We start from the raw sequence: 15140 nt of genomic DNA on the forward strand, positions 1-15140 counted from the left end.
CGCCGGCGGTCGGCGTCGCCGCGCCGGCCGCGGCCATTCCCGCGGGCGCGACACGCCGAACCCGCCGTCGAAGCAAGGCGCCGGAGCCGCAGCGTCAGTATGGCGACGAGTTAATGGATCTGGATGGTGAGGCCGACCGCGACCCGGTTGATGACGCCGCAGATCTGCGTGCCGCCGCATCGAGCCGCGGGGCCGGTGAGATCGGCTTCGGCGGCACCGCGGTCAAGGGCAATGCCGACGCGACTGGATTGACCACGCTGTCGGCTGGCTTCGACCGCGGTCCGACCACCCCGATGCTGCCGGGCACCTGGGACCCCCACGGGTCAGCCGCGCGCACCTAGACCTCACCTAGACCGGGTCGGTGATGTCGGCGTATTCCGGGTGCTTCTTGAGCACGGTGACGACCATTGAGCAGACCGGGACGATGCGCTTGCCGTCGGCTCGCGCCCGTTCCAGGGCCTGCTCGACGAGCAGAGTCGCCAGCCCACGTCCACCGAACCTGGGGTCGACTTCGGTGTGGTCGAAGACGCGCTGGTTGCCGCGGTCGAGGTAGGTGGCGAAGCCGACCGTCTTACCCTCGACCGCGATCGTGTACCGGCCCTCCTCCGCGGTGATCGTGGCTTCTGCGCCGGTGTTGTCGGCAGTCATCCGGTTTCCCTCCGGTCGGATATCGGTCTGGGAAGCAGGCGGGTGTTCGGCAGTGGCGGGGCGGGTAGCCGAGGGACCCGGCCCTGGTATCCGCGGACGGCGCCGAATCGTTCGTCGCCGTCGAGCCACAACTGCCGATAGGTGACGATCTCGTCGTGGCTGCGCCCGACGAAGTTCCACCACATCACCAATTCCTCGGTGAACGGCGTGCCGCCGAGCAGTAGCACGCGGCCGGGTCGTGGCCCGGCGTTGCGCAGGCGCAGGTTGGTGCCACCCGGACCTTGATAGCCCAGGTCGCCGACCGTAAGAGCGGTGCCACCCAGCTCTATGTCACCGACGTCGCAGAGCACCCCGTGCTCGAACGCCGGGTCGACGTCGAGGTCCAGCGCGGCGTGGGGTTCCAGATCGATTTGGGCGCCGACCAGTGCGGTGAATGTCTCTACCGGCGACCGGCTGTCAGCGAGCTCGCCGAGAAACACCCGCACCGCCGCACCCGGCAGCCACACCGGTGCGGGCGCGTAGTGCGCGAAATCTCGCCCGGTGTGACGAGCGGAGTCGGGAAGCGCCACCCACAATTGGGCGCCGTGCAGCACACCGGATCCGACGGAGACTTCGGAGTGGCAGATGCCCGCGCCTGCCGTCATCAGATTCAGTTGGCCGGGCCGCACCCGCGCGTGCACCCCGGCGCTGTCGCGGTGCTCCACGTCCCCGCTGAACAACCAGCTCACCGTTTGCAATCCGGTATGCGGATGGGGTGCGACGTCCATGCGCGCGGCGGGTCCGGACACCGGACCGTAATGGTCGACAAAGCACCACGCGCCGATCAGCGAGCGCTGCCGCTGCGGAAGCGTGCGCTGCACCCGGATCGCCCGGGGGCCGCCTAGCGGAACCTCGCGCGGACGCAGCACCTCGATACCCGCAATCTGCGAAGCACTGCAGGCGAATTCAGCAGGCGTGGTTTCGAGGTTGCTCATCGGTCCCCTTGATCGTGCGCTGTCCGGTCCGATACCGCGACCCTACGCCGGCTCACCTGCCCGGCGGCCGCAGCACCTTCATGGCCGCCCGCATCACCGGCTCGGGGACCCGGTCTTGCATCGACAGCGCGGCGTCGGCGGCCCGGGACCTCAGGGGGGTGCCCCGGCCGAAGATCCGGTTCAGCGGTCCGCCGGACGGCTCCAGCACCACATGCAACGGCGGAGTGCCCGCGGCAGCGCCTAGCGCATTCGAGATGACCATCCGCTGGATTTCGCTGGTGCCTTCAAAGATCGTGTACAGCTTGGCATCTCGGTACCACTTCTCGACCGGATGATCGGTGATGTAGCCCCAGCCGCCCATGGTTTGAATGGCGCGTTCGGTGGCCTTGACGGCGACCTCGCTGGCCGCAAGCTTGGACATCGAGCCTTCGCCGCGTTCGAAAGGTACGCCGTTGGCGGCCATCCAGGAGGCGCGCCACGTCAATAGCCGCGCGGCGTCGATCTGAGTTGCCAAGTCCGCCAACGGAAACGCTATGCCCTGGTTATCGATGATGGGTCCGCCGAACGCTTCCCGCTCGGTGGCATACGCCGTCGCATATTCCAAAGCCGCGCGGGCGATCCCGATCGCCTGTGCGGCGACCATCGGCCGCGTCTGCTCGAAAGTGCCCAATGTTGCCGAACCCGAGCGTTTCCCGCCCGCCACGACTTCGCGCGCTTTGGCAAGTTTGCGCTCCAACTTTTCCTGCCCGCCAAGCAGATTGGCGCCTGGGACCCGGACGCCGTTGAATCGTAACTCGGCGGTGTGCGAAGCCCGGCAACCCAGCTTGTCGAGCTTTCGCACCAATTCCAGCCCGGGTGTGCCGCCCGCAACCACGAAGAGCGCCTGACCCCGGTGACCAAGTTCCTCGTCGACGACGGCGTTGACCACATGCACGTTGGCGATGCCGCCGTTGCCGATCCACATCTTGTGGCCGTCAATGACCCAGTCGTCGCCATCGCGGCGGGCGCGGGTGCGCAGGTTGCGGACGTCGCTGCCGCCTTCGGGTTCTGATATCGCCAGCGCGGCGAGTTTGATATCACCCGGCGTGCCGAAACATTCCGGCGCCCACCGCAGCATCTGCTCTGGCGAGGCGGCCTGACCGATGGCCGACAGTGCCAGTGCGGGCATGACGATAGCCAGGCCGATTCCGGCGCAGCCCCAAAACAGCTCCTCCATGAACATCGGCAGCGACAGGCCCGTCGGGTCGCCGATCAAGTCGCGGTAGAACAGCGGGCTGTAGAAGCCGCGCTTGGCGGCTTCCTCGAGCACCGGCCAGGGGAACTCCTGGCGCTGGTCGTAGTCCAACGCGACCGGGCGGATCACCTCGTTGGCGAACTCATGGGTGCGCCGGGCCAGATCGTGTTGTGCCGCGGTGGGTGTCAGGTCGAACGTCATGGGGCGCCCTCGGAGTCGATCATCTCGGTTACCCGGATCTACCCCGAAAGCCGACTCAGCAAACTGACCGCCGTCGTCGTGCGTTACGCCGCGGAGCGGGGCCCGACATGTGCCGACGGCAGGTGCACTACGAGTGCGGTCACCGGCGTGGCGTCGTGTTCGCTGCGCGCCAGCAGATCAGCGTTTTCCGGGAGCTGCCGGGCATTGATCTCACCGGCGGCGATCCGCCGCAACACCTCGTGAGCCTGAGCAAGTTGCGCCCGCTTGCGGTATTGGCCGCCGGGAAGCTTGACGCCGGCCCATACGCCGTACTCCTCGCGATACTTGACCGCCCGTTGTGCGCATAGCCGCTGCTGCGCCAGCGGGCACCGGCGCAGGCACTGAATCCGGGCTTCGGTGGCCGACCGCTCGTAGGCGCGGGCCTTTGCCGCGCCGTCGCCGGCGTCGTCGTCGGGGTAGCCGAACCACAGTTCCGGGTTGGCGGTGCACGGGCTGGCCATGTGCTTGGTCGGGTACCTAGCGATGTCTACAGCGATGTCGTTAGCCATGTCTGAGTCTCCTTATCCGACGAAACGTAGGCAAAAGCGTATACACAATGCGGGCCGCCCCGCAAGCGAAACGTGACAAAAACGTATATAGAAGCGTATGTGGTCGGTGGTGTGTACTATCCGGCTATGGCCGGAGCCTGCGGTGAGCCGTGAATCGGCCGGCGCGGCCATCCGTGCATTGCGCGAGTCGCGCGATTGGTCGCTGGCTGAGCTGGCCGCCGCCACGGGCGTGAGCATCATGGGCCTCAGCTATTTGGAGCGTGGCGCTCGTAAGCCACACAAAGGCACAGTTCAGAAGGTCGAAAACGGCCTCGGTCTGCCGCCCGGCACCTATTCTCGGCTGCTGGTCGCCGCCGACCCCGATGCCGAGCTCGCGCGGCTTATGGCCGCGCAGCCACCGGCGGCAACCTCGCCGCGACGGGCCGGCGCCGTGGTGGTCGATCGTCACAGTGACACCGATGTGCTCGAGGGCTACGCCGAAGCCCAGCTCGACACCCTCAGATCCGTCATCGATAGACTGCCGGCGACAACATCAAATGAATACGAGACGTATATTCTGTCCGTGGTCGCGCAATGCGTGAAGGCGGAAATGCTGGCAGCAAGCTCCTGGCGGGTGGCTGTCAATGCCGGTTCGGAATCCAGCGGCCGGCTCATGCAACATCTGCAGGCGCTCGAGGCAATGCGCAGCACGCTACTGGAGCGGATGTCGACCAGCTTGAGCGCGCGATTCGATCGGGCATGTGCGCGCTCACCCCTGCCGGAAGCCGTCATCGCCGCGCTGATCGGAGTGAGCATCGACGAAATGTGGGATATCCGCAATAGGGGAGTCATCCCCGCGGGAGCGCTGCCCCGCGTCCGGGCCTTCGTGGACGCGTCGGCGGCTGACGAGGCGGTGGAACCCGACCAACCCGACCCAGACGGCGGTGGCCAAGACCCGTGAGTCAGACCGAAATCGAGGTGTTGCGCCGCGCCCATCAGCTTTTCGACGGCAGCAGCCGCCCGCCTGCGCTGGACGCCGGTACCGCATCGTACGAGCAGCTGCTGCGACGCGCCGCGCAGTTCAACAATGCTGTGGTGCAAGGTCGTTACCAGCTCCGGGTAGATCATGGCCGGGAAGCCCTGCTGGCTGCGGCTCACACCGACGCCGAAGTTGCCGCGGTCATCGCCGACGCCCAACGCGACCGGGAGCGGGCTCGCCGGTCGACCGGCGACGTCGTCGAGCAGGCGCATGCGGATGCCGCGGTGCTCTCGGCGACGCCACTAGCTCAGCGTGAAGAGATCCGCCGTCGCGTGGCGCGATTGCGTGCCCAACGAGCACATATCTTGTCAGCCAGCCGACGGGCGCGTCGGCATCGCGCGGCGCTGCGTGCGCTGCGCTACCGGATATCGCATCACGGCGGCGGGTCACTGCACGGCCCGGCCGGAATCGCCGTGCGGGCGGCGCTGTCCCGGCTGGGCTGCCCCTATGTGTGGGGCGCAACGGGGCCCGACCGCTTCGACTGCTCCGGTCTGGTGCAGTGGGCCTACGCGCAGGCGGGTGTTCACCTGGACCGCACGACCTATCAACAGATCCACGACGGGGTTGCGGTGCCGCGTTCGCAGGTGCGGCCCGGTGATCTCGTCTTCCCGCATCCGGGACACGTGCAAATGGCGATTGGCAACAACCTGGTTGTCGAGGCACCGTACTCGGGCGCTTTGGTGCGCATCAGTCGGTTGGGCGGCAACGTGCAGATCCGTAGACCACTTTGAACGGCCGATTACCGCCCGGCGAGCTCGGGCCGGATGGGAAGGTTGAACCCATGTCGGAGCAAGCGGGATCCTCGTTGGATGCCATCGCGGCACGGCAGGCGGCCCTGGGTCGGCATTACGAAGGGATTGCCGAGGCGGATCGCGTGCTGGCCGAGGCACTGGCCAGCGCGCACACCGCGATGCGGGAGAGTGTTCGCCGGCTGGACACGATTGCGCGCGACATCGAGCGTGCGGTGTCAGGCCAGGACGAAGTGGCCGTCGATACTTCGATGGGAGCCCGGGAGTTTCAGAAGTTTCTGCTTACCAAGCAACGCGAGATCGCGGCGATCGTGGCCGACGCCCATGAGCTGGATCGCAGCAAAAGCGCTGTGCTGGCTCGGCTCCTGGCGCGATATGGCGGGTCCGCGGGTTAGCCGGCCTCCGCCGACCCGAGGTGAATTGTGGGCACTCGAGCACCTGGGTACTGTCACGCGGCATGGCAGGGTCGCGGGATCACGTGCAGCGCGTCGAATCTGCATCCCCACCACCGGATGGCGGCCGAGCTGCCGCCAGTGCTATCGCAGGTGCGGAAGCCGCTCTGGCACAGCAGAATTCAGCAAGCTCGCAACTCGATCTGCAGGTGATTTCGGCGATCCTGAACGCGCACCTGACGGCGGTCGACGGTCGAGACGCGCTCGACAAACTTCAGCAGGAGACGGAAGCAGCGGTTCAGACCCGATCGGATCTCGACACGCCGGCCGGAGCCCGCGACTTTCAGCGGTTCCTGATCGGCAAGCTCAGGGATATCCGTGAAGTTGTCGCCAACGCCAGCCTCGACGACACGTCCAAGGCGGCCCTGATGGCTGCATGGACGGCGCTGTACAACGCGTCGAAGGACGCGGGCGGGAGCAGCCCGGCGGCGGCCCCCGCGAGTGTGACCGCTCAGGGTGCCGGCGGGCAGACGGATCTGCTGCCCGACGATGCCCTTCTCGATTCACTGTTGTATGACGACCCGGGTCTGCCGGCAGGGGATTCCCCGCCGGCAGGCGGCGGATCCCCGGCACCGCCGACGACGCCCGGCATGCCCAGCCTTGGCGGCCTGCCGTTGCCGGGATCGCCCAGCGGTACAACCGCGCCGATGCCCGGCCTCGGTTGGAGCTCACCAGGCGACTTCCCGCTGTCGGGAGCGCGCCGGGGCTCTGAACCAGCATTCGCGGACGGCGACGAACATCAGCTGGGCGCCGACCAAACCGACCACGACACCGAGGGCCACGGCGAAGACGGTGAAGGCAAGGACGACACCGACCGCACCGAGCCATCGGACAATCCGGAACAGCCACCGGTGGGCCCGACGACCGTCACCCTGCCTAACGGCGAGCTGGTGACCGCCGCCAACCCGCAACTGGCCGCTGCCATCAAGGCCGCCGCCTATGGAGTGCCTATCCCAGATGCGTTCCAGCAGCAGGGAATTGACCTCCCGCCGCTGGGCACGAAGGTCGCTGGCCCGCTGGATCCGTCGCGACTCGAACCCGGAGACGTCGGCCGCTTCGTCGACCGATATGTGCTTGCACTCGGCCGCGGCAAAGCTCTGCTCGATGGTCAGATTCAGCAGGTCTCCAGCATCGCCGGGCCAAGCTTCTTAGGCTGGGAGCACCCGCCCGCATCGGCGACCACGACCGCGCCGGCCAGGACCGGCGCACCGACACCGACCCGGCCGGCGGCGCCGTCGGCCGCTTCGCAATACTGACCCCGCCGGCCTCATCGCTGGCCACAAAAGGAGACGCGGATGGCAGATCAAATCCATGTGGTGCCGGCGCACTTACGTGAAGCCGCTGCCCGTCACCAGCAGACCTCCGAGTACCTGCGTACGGTGCCGTCGTCACATGAGGCGATCCTGGAGAGTCTGGAATCACTCGGACCGATTTTTGGTGAACTTCGCGGCGCCGGCCGGGAACTGCTCGAGTTGCGCCGCCAGTGCTACGAGCAGCAAGCCGATGACCATGCCGACATTGCGCAGAGCCTGAAGACCTCGGCGGCCATGTGGGAACAGCACGAACACAGCGCGGCGAGCGACTTCAGCAGCGTCTTCGACACCGACCGATGACAGGTCGATGACCGACGCCAATCCTGCCTTCGATACCGTGCACCCCAGCGGCCACATCCTGGTCCGCTCCTGCCGCGGCGGGTGCCTGCACAGCGTGGCGCTGAGCGAGGGCGCGATGGATACCGACGCGGAGACGCTGGCCGAGGGCATCGTGCTCACCGCCGATGTCTCCTGTCTGAAGGCGTTACTGGAGGTCCGTGATGAGATCATCGCGGCCGGTCATACGCCGTCGGCTGGTGTACCGACAAATCAGGATCTTGACTCTGCGATCGAGAAGCTACTGGCGCATCAACTGCGGCGCCGCCGCCGCTGAGGAGCTCTAGCGCATCCAGGTCTTGGCGGTGTCGGGATCCGGCGCGATGTCGGTGGGCGGCTCAATAGGGTTGGCGCCAAACAATTCTCGCGCGCGGCGTAACAAGACACGAACCTCGTCGAGTTGCTGCTGCAGCGCAGAATCGGCCATGGCTTTACGCTACCCAGACCAAGAGGACGGCACAATTCACCATCTGCTGCGGCTCTAGCAGCCCCGGTACGCTTAGCCGGTGGCGATCTTCGGCAGGCGGACGGCGCGCCAGCGCCTGCGGAGAGCGACCGAGGAATCCCTGACAATTCCGGCTTTCAGCTCTCCCCCCGATTGCACCCCCTGGGTGATCGGGGGGCTCTGGCCCGCCCAACTCTCGCCGAATGACGCCGAAACAGCCGCGCTGGCAGAGTATCTGAAAGCCGACTTAGACCGGATCGCCAGATCGGCCAACGAAGAACTGCGGACCCTGTGGCTAACGGTGATGCTTGACTCGGCGCGACGCGCGGCGGAAACCGCGGTGATCGACGAGGCGCGCCAAAGGGCGATGCGACGGGTCGAGTCCACATTGCGTCAACTGCGCGCGGACGGTGCGCCGCCGGCTGCACCGCGTCCGACGGTATCCGCGGCACCGGATCTGGACAGGACCCAGGTGCTGCCAGCCATCAAGGAAGCCATCAACGACCACGCACCGGGCGCACCCAGCGACCTGGAGAGGACCCGGGTGCTTCCTGCCGTCAGGGAGCCCACGACGGACGAGGAACCGGCGATCGACGAGCAGGAACGAGACTCGCCAGCCGCCACGACGGTCGGACCTCCCGAAGCTGAGGTCGCTGCGGCGGAGCCCGCGGTGCCAATGCCGGATGTGGTTGCGCCGGAGTCCGACGACGAACGAGTGCAGCGGCTACTAACCTTCGTGGCTCGCCAGGAACCGCGGCTGAACTGGGCCGTCGGCCAGCGCGTGGACGGCATGACGGTGCTGGTGACAGACCTGGCCCACGGTTGGCTACCCCCCGGGGTCATGCTTCCCGAAGGTGTGCAGCTGCTGGAGCCGAAGCGCCGCAGCGGCGGTGTCACCACGCTGATCGGCTCCACCGTGCGCGTGGCAACCTATCGCCCCGGTGACATGTTGGCGTGGACAAGCGACTTCGCTACGACGAGATCCTCGCCCCAGCCGCGCGAATTGCCGATGTCCGACACCCTGGGATCGGAACTCGCCGAGGCCACTCGCTGGCGCGACGGATTGCCGCGGATCGCACACCTGCTGGCCAACGCCGCCGTTGCCGAAACCGGGGTCGCCGACGACGAAATCGACCTGCTACGAGTGCATCTCGATACTGCGCGCCACGGAATCGTGGCCCAGTACCCGAGTGTCGATCCCGCGTTGTTGCTCAACTGTATGTTGTTGGCCGCCACCGAAAGCAGTGTTACCGGAGACGCGGTGTCGGCCAACTATCACCTCGCCTGGTTCCGAGAACTCAGCGCGTAACCGGTCGACAACCCGCCGCTTGAATTGACGCTGGTTGGAGCCGTCGACATACTGACCTGGTGCCGGGGTCTGGTGATCGCGCGGAACTGAGCGACAAAGACCTCGTCGAATCAGTTCTTCGGGAGCTCAGCGAGGCAGCCGACAAGTGGGAAGCGCTTGTCGAGCAGGCCGAGAACGTCACCTACAGCGTGGATCTGGGAGATGTTCACGCCGTTGCCAATTCGGATGGTCGACTACTCGGGTTGACGTTGCATCCGGGTGTCATGACCGGCTATTCGCACGCGGAACTGGCCGACAGATTGAATCTGGCGATCGCCGCAGTGCGCGAGGAAGCGGAGGCCGAGAACCGGGCGCGATACGGCGGCTCATTGCATTAAGCGCCCGCTTGGCCCTGACGCCGCACCGTGCCGCGGCTCGGTGGTGGCGCTAGCTGCTAGCGCTAGCGCGCGTTCATCGCCCGCGGCCGGGAGGGCCAGCAAACGCTTGCGCGATCGTCAGCCACCGCTGCGCGTCCTCCCCGGTTGCGGTGAGATCGAGGGTGCCTAATGCCCGCCGCTGCGTGACCAGGAAACAGAAATGCTCGGCGGATCCGGTGACACGCTGCGCCGCATCGGCCGGCCCCCAGGACCAGGTGTCTCCGTCGGGGCCATGTAACTCGACCCGGAACGGCTCGGCCGGGGGTGCGAGATCGTTGACGAAGAACGCGTAATCACGGGTGCGGACACCGAGATGGGCGATCGAGCGCAGCCGCTGGGTGGCGGGGCGAGTGACACCGAGGGCGTCGGCGACGTCCAGTCCATGTGCCCAGGTCTCCATCAACCGCGCGGTCGCCATCGAAGCCGCGCTCATCGGCGGGCCGAACCACGGCAGTTTGCGGCCGTCGGGAACCTTCAGCAGCTCGTCGTGCAATTGGCCGCGGGTGACCCGCCACTCCCCCAACAACTCCCCCGGCGGCCGGGCCGCCAATTCTTCGGCGCCGGCGTCCACGAAACCTGCCGGATCGGCCGCCGCCTTGGCGAGCACGTCGGCGAATCCGGTCTCGTCGGTGACCGCAGTCAGCGCCACCTGGTCGGTCCACAACAGGTGACCGATCTGGTGTGCAATGGTCCAGCCGGCTGCGGGCGTCAGCTCAGCCCATCGCTGCGGCGCCAGCGGCGCCACGAGGGCGTCGAGGTCGTCGCTTTCAGCCCGCAGGTCAGCGACGATCGGACCCGGACCTGCCATCAGTGCCTCCCTCAATCGCCGTTCGCCGGCCGGCCCCGTCGGCCGACGATGCCATGAATCGCCAATCCGATCAGATAGATCACCGAGCCGAACAATACGAATACCGGTGCGTGCCCGTCAGCGGGAACCAAGGCCGCTGCCACCGTAACCGACGCGATGTAGGACACCCAGAACAACGCATCCTGGACGGCGAACACGTGACCGCGCAACGCGTCATCGACGTCGATCTGCATCGCGGAGTCGGCAGACAGCTTGACCACTTGACCGGCGACGCCGAGCAGGAACCCACACGCCACCATGATCGGGAGCACCAAGCCCGCACCGGCTACCTCGATGATCGCCGCCGCCAATAGGGCGCCGTTGGCCGTCGCATAGCGGCCCCATCGCCGTATCAGTACCGGTGTCAATACGTTGGCCAGGAAGGCCCCCAATCCCGTGGCGGCGAAGAACAGCAGGGCGGTACCAAACCCTTCGACTTCCGCATTCTTCATGTGATGCACCAGTAGCAAGATCAGCAGTGAGTTGATGCCGACCACCATCCGGTGTGCCGCCAACCCCGACAAGGCGGCGGCAACCGTCGGCTGCTGCACAACCGTCCGGACACCGTGCAGCCAGCCCGTGACCACCAGATACACGACCGACCCATGGACCGCGCGCTTGGTGTCGTCGGGGCCAAGCACCCGTGGGCCGAACCGCATTGACAACAGCAACGCGATCAATACCGGAACCAGAACCGTGAAGACGACTACCGCGGCACCATGGTCGCCGTCGCCGGCCAGCCAGCGGGGCAACAGCATGAAGTTGGCGCCCAGAAACGCGGCGACCGCACCCGATGCGCTGGCCACCGAGTTCATCGTGACCACCTGTTCGCGCGGCACCACGTGGGGCAATGCTGCCGACAGCCCCGACGCGACGAACCGGGCCAAACCGTTGGCCAAAAGCGCTCCGCACAGGAGCAGCAGATCGCCGCCCCCGACCGCCAGAATCGTGCCGATCCCGGCAATGAAGGCCAGCCGGCCGATGTTGGCGCCGACGAGCACCAGCCGCCGATCCCAGCGGTCCATCAGGGCCCCGGCGAACGGTCCCAACAGCGAATACGGCAGGAACAGCACCGCGAAGGCTCGGGCAATCGCCATCGGATCGGTGGCACGATCGGGATTGAACAGCAGTGCACCGGCCAGCCCTGCCTGGAAGATGCCATCACCGAAATGACTGGCCATGCGCAACTGCAGCAGCCGGCAAAAGTCGGGCAGATCGCGTACCGAACGCCAAAGTTCGACGGGAGCGCGGGTTTGCATCTGGCTGCGAGTCACAGAACCTACTTCCAGGATCGGGCACAGGCAATGCAGGTTGCGCGCTGTGCCGACCCGACCACAGTACAAATATCTGCCGACCGTGTTTGTTTGGACTGACGATGCTGTGGTGAGTGCGATGATGGTTTCGTGGCTGCGCAGGAAGACCCCGAGGACTACATTGCACCCGCCGCACAACGGGTGCGAGCGGGTACTTTGCTGCTGGCTAACACCGACCTGCTGGAGCCGACGTTTCGCCGCAGCGTCATCTATATCGTCGAGCACAACGAAGGCGGCACCTTGGGCGTGGTGCTCAACCGGCCCAGCGAGACGGCGGTTTACAACGTATTGCCGCAGTGGGCCAAACTCGCCGCCAAGCCAAAGACGATGTTCATCGGCGGCCCGGTGAAGCGCGACGCTGCGCTGTGCCTGGCGGTGCTGCGGGCGGGCGCCGATCCGGACGAGGCGCCGGGCCTGCGGCATGTTGCGGGCCGCTTGGCGATGGTCGATCTGGACGCCGATCCCGACCTGATCGCACCGGTGGTCGAAGGTGTGCGAATCTTCGCCGGGTACTCGGGCTGGACGATCGGTCAGCTGGAAGGCGAAATCGAACGCGACGACTGGATTGTGTTGTCGGCGTTGCCTTCTGACGTTTTGGTTCCGCCCAGGACCGACTTGTGGGGCCAAGTACTGCGACGGCAGCCGTTGCCGCTTGCCCTGCTCGCCACCCACCCGATCGACCTCAGCCGCAACTAGGTACCGGCCGGCTGCACCGGTCAATGCGGGAATGCGCTCGGGTCAGCCTGTCGGGCCTGCCCGAGCCGGCTGGCAATCAGGGCGCAGACGATCAGCTGAAGCTGGTAGTAGAGCATCAGCGGCAGCATGGTCAACGGAACGGCGGTGGCGGGAAACAGCACCAGCGCCATCGACAAACCCGGCGACAGGCCTTTGATCGAACCGCAGAACATCAATACGGCCGCATCGGCCGAGTCGAGTTCGGCAAGCCGGCCCAGCGTCGCGGTGCTCAACAGTATCGCGGTCAGCAGCACACCAGCTGTGGCTGTCACCGCAACGAGCCGCCAGGTATCGACCCGACCCCAGATGCCCTCCACTACGGCGATCGAGTACGCCGAATACACCAAGAGCAAAATGACTCCGCGGTCCACCCGTTTGAGCACACTGGCCCGGCGGACGAGCAGTTCGGTGATCCACGGCCGAGCCAGTTGGCCCACCAGAAAGGGCACCAACAGTTCGAACACGATGGCGCGGATGCCGGCACCATTTACGCCAGCCGCGTCCGTGGTGTCCATCAATAGCATCACCAGCAGCGGTGCGAACAGCACCCCAAGAATGTTGGACAACGATGCGCCAATTACGGCAGCCGGCACATTGCCGCGAGCTACCGAGGTGATGGCTATCGAGGACTGCATGGCCGACGGGACAAGGCACATATAGAGCAGCCCGTTGCGCAAGTCGGGGCCGAGCCACGGGCCAATCCATGCGCTCGCGACGGCTCCGAGAACTGGAAAGATCACGAACGTGGCGGCTAACACCATCAGATGCAGCTGCCATTGACGTATCCCGTTCCACACATGCTCCGGCGACAGCCGGGCGCCGTGCAGAAAAAACAGCGATGCGACCGCCACTTTGGTGCCTATGGACAGGATGTCGGCGGCCGCACCGCGCGCCGGCACAAGCGTGGCGATCACCATGCTGCACAGGACCAACGGGAGCAGCGGGTCGACCTGGATGGTGAACCTTCTCAAGGTGCCGTCCGACCCAGGGCGTTACCGACAGGACAAAGTGCAGCCAGCGCAGCTGCCGCCGCAATCAGCCACATCGGGTCCGGCAGCTTCACGGCGCAGCGCGTAGCGCGCACTCTGCCACGATCCGGCGGCCAGCGTGCCCAATGCGCCGGCCACGCAGACGATCACGACCACCAGCGCGGTGGATGCGGACGCCGCAAGCGCCACCACCCCTCCGGCTGCCAGCATGACCGCGGCCGCGAATTGAGTGGGTGCCATCGCACGCAGCGCCAGCTGGGTCGGATCACCGGCGTGGCCCTGGGACAGTGACCAGACTCCGAAGGCGGCGGAGGCTACCGCCGCACATAGGCACAGGACACCTGCGATAACCATGGGCTCACGATACGAGTACGTCCGCGCGTTCGTCCGGCCTGCTCCCTCGAAGGGCTTGTACACGCCTAGCGCGACGGCGACGGTGTCGGGGTGACCAGCGGCGGCAGCGCCGGCGCCACACTGGGCAGGGTTTGCGTCGCGGGGTTGAGGCTGGGCGCGGGTACCCCAGCCGGCGCCGACCGGGTGACCGGGGCCTGGGCCGGCAGCTGCGGCGCGCCCGATGCCCCAGCCCGCGGGGGCAGCTGACCGGCTGCCGTCGGTAACGCCAACCGGAATCCGTTGACGATCGCGTCGGTGGCCGGCGCATCGGCAATTGCCTGCGCTGCGGCGGTGGTCACCGACAACGACACCAGGTACCTGTCGGCCCCGGAGGTCGCCAGCACATGGCGACGCGAGGTGTTGAGGGTCATGTCGTTTTCGCGATACGTACCCTCGATGATCGACGACGGAAAGCCGTTGAAGTCGGCCATGGACGAGTTGGTCGTCCGCCAGGCCAGCAGCTTCTGGCTGTCAACGAAGCCGTGCGTCATTGCCTCAGCCGGGTCGAAGTCGCCGACCAGCTTGTAGACCACTACTTGTGCATTGGAGGTGTAGATGCTGTTACCGCCGACCCGGTCGGCGATCACCAGGAAAGCATCGGGCACGTTCGGGTCGGGCACGGCAGTCCAGCGCGGCGGCATCGGCAGCGTGATGTCGAGTGCCTTGAACCCCTGCGATCGCTGCGGCTCGAACTTGACCCCCTTGCCCTGCAGGAATTCCCGCAGCGTCCCGGTTGCAGCGGGCGTCACCGCCGGCGGCATGGCCGTCACCGCCGGGGGTGCGGGGGCCGCCGCAGGCGGCATGGGCGTCACCGCCGCCGGGGGTAGCGCGGACACCACCGGGGCGGGCGCCGATGCCTGTGCGGGAGCCGGGGCGAACCGGTTGCTGACACCGCCGGGGACCGCGGTGAGGTTCTGGACGGGCGGCGCAGCCGGTTGCACCGGCGCGGGCAGTGGCGGTTGGGGAAACAGCGGTTCGGCCGATGCCTTGCCCCCCGCGATGAGCGCGACACCGACGAAGCCAGCGGCCATACCCCCTGCGAAAACCCGCCAGGTACGCGCGATGTGGATCATGTGCGTCGGTCCCTCCGAACTACTCGGGCGTCACTGCCCGTCATCGAGGCTGAATTTAACGAATTCTTAGAGGCGCCAATAGGGGCGAAATCGAGCTGGGATGAACCCCTGACCGAGGTGCAACGCAACCGAGACCAACGCGTGGCC

The 15140-nt window shown here is 66.7% G+C and carries 20 protein-coding genes; 10 read left to right on the top strand and 10 right to left on the bottom strand.

The window, feature by feature from the left end:
* On the top strand, window positions 1–341 hold a 341-nt coding region (locus EET13_RS30080; protein ID WP_483237986.1), incomplete at its 5' end, for a PPW family C-terminal domain-containing PPE protein.
* 7 nt (window positions 342–348) lie between these two features.
* Here EET13_RS30080 and EET13_RS00325 read toward each other — a convergent pair.
* The 4 genes from EET13_RS00325 to EET13_RS00340 form a co-directional block, all read right to left on the bottom strand.
* On the bottom strand, window positions 349–648 hold the full coding sequence (locus tag EET13_RS00325) for a GNAT family N-acetyltransferase (protein ID WP_122440404.1): 300 nt from the start codon (window positions 646–648) through the stop codon (window positions 349–351).
* Window positions 645–1622: a pirin family protein gene (locus tag EET13_RS00330; RefSeq protein ID WP_122440405.1), complete on the bottom strand. Its 978-nt coding sequence runs from the start codon at window positions 1620–1622 to the stop codon at window positions 645–647. Before EET13_RS00330 ends, EET13_RS00325 begins: the two co-directional genes overlap by 4 nt.
* A 52-nt stretch (window positions 1623–1674) precedes the next feature.
* Entirely contained in the window at window positions 1675–3057 is a 1383-nt protein-coding gene (locus EET13_RS00335; protein ID WP_122440406.1) for an acyl-CoA dehydrogenase family protein, read from the bottom strand.
* 83 nt (window positions 3058–3140) lie between these two features.
* Window positions 3141–3557, bottom strand: a complete 417-nt coding sequence (locus EET13_RS00340) for a WhiB family transcriptional regulator (RefSeq protein WP_122440407.1) — start codon at window positions 3555–3557, stop codon at window positions 3141–3143.
* A gap of 190 nt (window positions 3558–3747) precedes the next feature.
* Between EET13_RS00340 and EET13_RS00345 the strand changes: the two genes are divergently transcribed.
* The 6 genes from EET13_RS00345 (at window position 3748) to EET13_RS00370 (ending at window position 7750) form a co-directional block, all read left to right on the top strand.
* Window positions 3748–4545 carry a helix-turn-helix domain-containing protein gene (locus EET13_RS00345; protein WP_122440408.1) on the top strand — a complete coding sequence of 266 codons (798 nt, stop codon included), beginning with the start codon at window positions 3748–3750 and terminating at the stop codon, window positions 4543–4545.
* Window positions 4542–5354 (top strand): C40 family peptidase, encoded by an 813-nt coding sequence (locus EET13_RS00350; protein WP_122440409.1) that lies wholly within the window; start codon window positions 4542–4544, stop codon window positions 5352–5354. Before EET13_RS00345 ends, EET13_RS00350 begins: the two co-directional genes overlap by 4 nt.
* A 50-nt stretch (window positions 5355–5404) precedes the next feature.
* Window positions 5405–5767: a DUF4226 domain-containing protein gene (locus EET13_RS00355; RefSeq protein ID WP_122440410.1), complete on the top strand. Its 363-nt coding sequence runs from the start codon at window positions 5405–5407 to the stop codon at window positions 5765–5767.
* 62 nt (window positions 5768–5829) lie between these two features.
* Window positions 5830–7080 (top strand): DUF4226 domain-containing protein, encoded by a 1251-nt coding sequence (locus EET13_RS00360; RefSeq protein ID WP_122440411.1) that lies wholly within the window; start codon window positions 5830–5832, stop codon window positions 7078–7080.
* 39 nt (window positions 7081–7119) lie between these two features.
* Complete coding sequence (locus tag EET13_RS00365) at window positions 7120–7437, top strand: ESX-1 secretion-associated protein (RefSeq protein WP_122440412.1); 318 nt, start codon at window positions 7120–7122, stop codon at window positions 7435–7437.
* A 7-nt stretch (window positions 7438–7444) separates the two neighbouring features.
* Window positions 7445–7750, top strand: coding sequence for a DUF2694 family protein (locus tag EET13_RS00370; RefSeq protein WP_122440413.1), 306 nt, complete (start codon window positions 7445–7447; stop codon window positions 7748–7750).
* A gap of 6 nt (window positions 7751–7756) precedes the next feature.
* On the opposite strand, the gene EET13_RS30085 is transcribed toward EET13_RS00370, so the two are convergent.
* Window positions 7757–7900, bottom strand: coding sequence for a hypothetical protein (locus tag EET13_RS30085; RefSeq protein ID WP_168990630.1), 144 nt, complete (start codon window positions 7898–7900; stop codon window positions 7757–7759).
* A 79-nt stretch (window positions 7901–7979) separates the two neighbouring features.
* Between EET13_RS30085 and EET13_RS00375 the strand changes: the two genes are divergently transcribed.
* Window positions 7980–9227 carry a DUF5631 domain-containing protein gene (locus EET13_RS00375; protein ID WP_122440414.1) on the top strand — a complete coding sequence of 416 codons (1248 nt, stop codon included), beginning with the start codon at window positions 7980–7982 and terminating at the stop codon, window positions 9225–9227.
* Window positions 9228–9283: 56 nt separating this feature from the next.
* A complete protein-coding gene (locus EET13_RS00380; protein ID WP_122440415.1) occupies window positions 9284–9604 on the top strand; it encodes a DUF2710 family protein in 321 nt (106 codons plus the stop codon).
* 73 nt (window positions 9605–9677) lie between these two features.
* Here EET13_RS00380 and EET13_RS00385 read toward each other — a convergent pair whose 3' ends face one another.
* The gene (locus EET13_RS00385; RefSeq protein ID WP_122440416.1) at window positions 9678–10451 is read right to left on the bottom strand and encodes a TIGR03084 family metal-binding protein; all 774 of its coding nucleotides are present in this window, start codon (window positions 10449–10451) and stop codon (window positions 9678–9680) included.
* A gap of 11 nt (window positions 10452–10462) precedes the next feature.
* On the bottom strand, window positions 10463–11749 hold the full coding sequence (locus EET13_RS00390) for an MFS transporter (protein ID WP_122440491.1): 1287 nt from the start codon (window positions 11747–11749) through the stop codon (window positions 10463–10465).
* Window positions 11750–11893: 144 nt separating this feature from the next.
* Between EET13_RS00390 and EET13_RS00395 the strand changes: the two genes are divergently transcribed.
* Window positions 11894–12499: a YqgE/AlgH family protein gene (locus EET13_RS00395; protein WP_122440417.1), complete on the top strand. Its 606-nt coding sequence runs from the start codon at window positions 11894–11896 to the stop codon at window positions 12497–12499.
* Window positions 12500–12519: 20 nt separating this feature from the next.
* Here the strand turns inward: EET13_RS00395 and EET13_RS00400 are convergent, their stop codons facing one another.
* From EET13_RS00400 to EET13_RS00410, 3 genes are all read right to left on the bottom strand, one after another.
* Entirely contained in the window at window positions 12520–13509 is a 990-nt protein-coding gene (locus EET13_RS00400) for a bile acid:sodium symporter family protein (RefSeq protein WP_244603709.1), read from the bottom strand.
* Window positions 13510–13530: 21 nt separating this feature from the next.
* Window positions 13531–13881, bottom strand: a complete 351-nt coding sequence (locus tag EET13_RS00405) for a hypothetical protein (RefSeq protein ID WP_122440493.1) — start codon at window positions 13879–13881, stop codon at window positions 13531–13533.
* A 65-nt stretch (window positions 13882–13946) separates the two neighbouring features.
* Window positions 13947–14993, bottom strand: a complete 1047-nt coding sequence (locus EET13_RS00410; RefSeq protein WP_122440418.1) for an LpqN/LpqT family lipoprotein — start codon at window positions 14991–14993, stop codon at window positions 13947–13949.
* Between the last annotated feature and the right edge of the window lie 147 nt (window positions 14994–15140).

The sequence above is a fragment of the Mycobacterium attenuatum genome (assembly GCF_900566085.1).
Classification (GTDB): Bacteria; Actinomycetota; Actinomycetes; order Mycobacteriales; family Mycobacteriaceae; genus Mycobacterium; species Mycobacterium attenuatum.